Annotated in this window: 2 protein-coding genes; one reads left to right on the plus strand and one right to left on the minus strand. The window is 40.6% G+C overall.

Annotated elements, in window-relative coordinates; genetic code table 11:
- Window positions 1-1,224: cation:proton antiporter (locus ACKVDP_RS13675; protein ID WP_409229459.1), on the plus strand; the 1,224-nt coding region annotated here is incomplete at its 5' end.
- Window positions 1,225-1,268: 44 nt separating this feature from the next.
- On the opposite strand, the gene rarD is transcribed toward ACKVDP_RS13675, so the two are convergent.
- Window positions 1,269-2,174 (minus strand): EamA family transporter RarD, encoded by a 906-nt coding sequence (rarD, locus tag ACKVDP_RS13680; RefSeq protein WP_409229460.1) that lies wholly within the window; start codon window positions 2,172-2,174, stop codon window positions 1,269-1,271.
- Window positions 2,175-2,257: the final 83 nt, after the last annotated feature.

A 2,257-nucleotide genomic window follows, 5' to 3' on the forward strand; every position in this document is an offset into this window, starting at 1 on the left:
TTTATATACTTTACAACTAAATATGATGAAGAGGTGTACATAATGAACAATTTATTTTACTTTGCACTGATACTGCTTTCAGGAATTGTAATGGCAAAGCTGGTATCAAAATTTAAGCTACCACACGTAACCGGATATCTTCTTGCAGGTGTTCTGATCGGACCATCAATCCTTGGAATAATTCCAATGGATATCGCTGAAGGCATGAACATAATATCAGAAGCTGCACTTGGCTTTATCGCCTATAGCATAGGTAGCGAAATCAATTTCAAAAAGTTGAAGAAAATGGGGAAATCACTCATCACAATAACCTTCTTTGAAGCTCTTACTCCAGTGGTTTTGGTGACTCTTGCAATGGTATACATATTCAAGCAACCACTACCATTTGCAATCACCATAGGAGCCATAGCAGCGGCAACTGCACCTGCAGCTACCATAATGGTCATAAGACAGTATAAGGCAAAGGGACCCTTGGTGGATACATTGCTGCCTGTTGTTGCAATGGATGACGGACTTGCAATAATATCCTTTGGAATTGCATTCACCATTGCGAATTCTCTGATGTCTGCAGCAGGAACCATTTCATTTGTAAGTGCAGTTTTACTGCCCCTATGGGAAATAACACTTTCTCTTGGAATTGGATTGCTGACAGGACTGGCTCTAGCCTACTTCATCCCTAAGATCAAGGGTGAGGATGAGCTATTGAGCGTTATAATTTCAGCTGTTTTCATCGCAATAGGCATTGCAACCTTCGCCCATGCATCAACACTTCTGGTTTGCATGATGCTGGGAATAACAATCGCCAACTTCTCACACAACAGCATTCGAGCCATCAATATCATAAACAGGGTGACTCCGCCGGTATTCATTGCCTTCTTCACCTTGGCAGGAATTGAGCTGAACCTTAGTGTTTTAAGATATGCAGGATTTATTGGGATTGGCTACATCCTAGTGAGGTCTCTAGGCAAAACCCTTGGGGCGACTATCGGTGCAAAGGTCACCAACTCACCGGTGATGGTGACCAAATATCTTGGGCTAACCCTTCTTCCTCAGGCAGGTGTTGCCATAGGACTTTCCATGATTGCACAGACTGTTATGCCTGAATTCGGAGCAACCATTAGGACTGTAATACTTGCCTCAACTGTGGTCTATGAGGTGCTGGGACCGGTAATAGCTAAAAATGCGCTAATAAAGGCTGGGGAGATTGACCCTTCCAACGTTTAAAATTAGAAAAAAATCATCCACTGGATTTTCCAGTGGATGATTTTTTAGTTTACCCTAAGCTTTTTTCTTTCATTTCTAAGTAGCAGCACCTGGGAGTATGTAAAAAAGCCCAAACCGATCCAAACCAATCCAAATGCAGCCAATGACCAGAGATCAAAGGGTTCCTTAAATACAAATATACCAAGGATCAAGGAGATTGATGGGGATATATACTGTATAAACCCCATGATCTTTAGAGGTAATCTTTTAAGACCCTCTGCATACAGCAGAAGTGGTGTAGCCGTAGCCACTCCGCTTGTCATAATTAAAAGCCAGTAGTAGACTGGAAGATTTCCGCTTATTCCATTGGACGTTATTTCAACATATCCAATGTATATAAGTGCCGGAATTCCAATAATGATGGTTTCAAAGGCAAGTCCCGTCAGTGAATCCACCTTTGTCTTCTTTTTTAGAAGTCCGTAGATACCAAAGCTTGTTGCCACAATCAATGAAATTACAGGTACCTTTCCGTAGAGAAGAGTCTTAAGCAGCACTCCTGCAAAGGCAAAACCCACTCCCCATTGCTGTAATCTACTGAGCTTTTCCTTGTAGAATATACTTCCCAGAAAAACAAGAAAAAGTGGATTCATGTAGTATCCAAGACTTGTTTCTATAACAAATCCATTGTTTACTGCCCAAATGTAGGTCATCCAGTTTATGGAGATAAAAAGGGCTGGTGCAGTAAAACTCAACCAGGTCCTTGGATTCGCAAGTTCTCGTTTGAAATCATTACCCTTTTTCCTAAGGATTATTATAATTACCACAAATAAAAAAGACCACACAACTCTGTGTGCAAATATCTGATATGGACTGATTGCATCTACCAGCTTCCAGTAAAGCGGCAGTAGACCCCACAGGGTAAATGAGAGCACACCCAATATAAGGCCTTGTGTATATTCACTTTTATTCATTGTATAACCTTCCCTCAAATAAATTAAATCATTAAATAGATTATACACCAATTTTCAAAATTTTCCAGAACAAAATCACCTGA

Source organism: Gudongella ferriphila, assembly GCF_046224405.1.
Lineage (GTDB): Bacteria > Bacillota > Clostridia > Tissierellales > Tissierellaceae > Gudongella.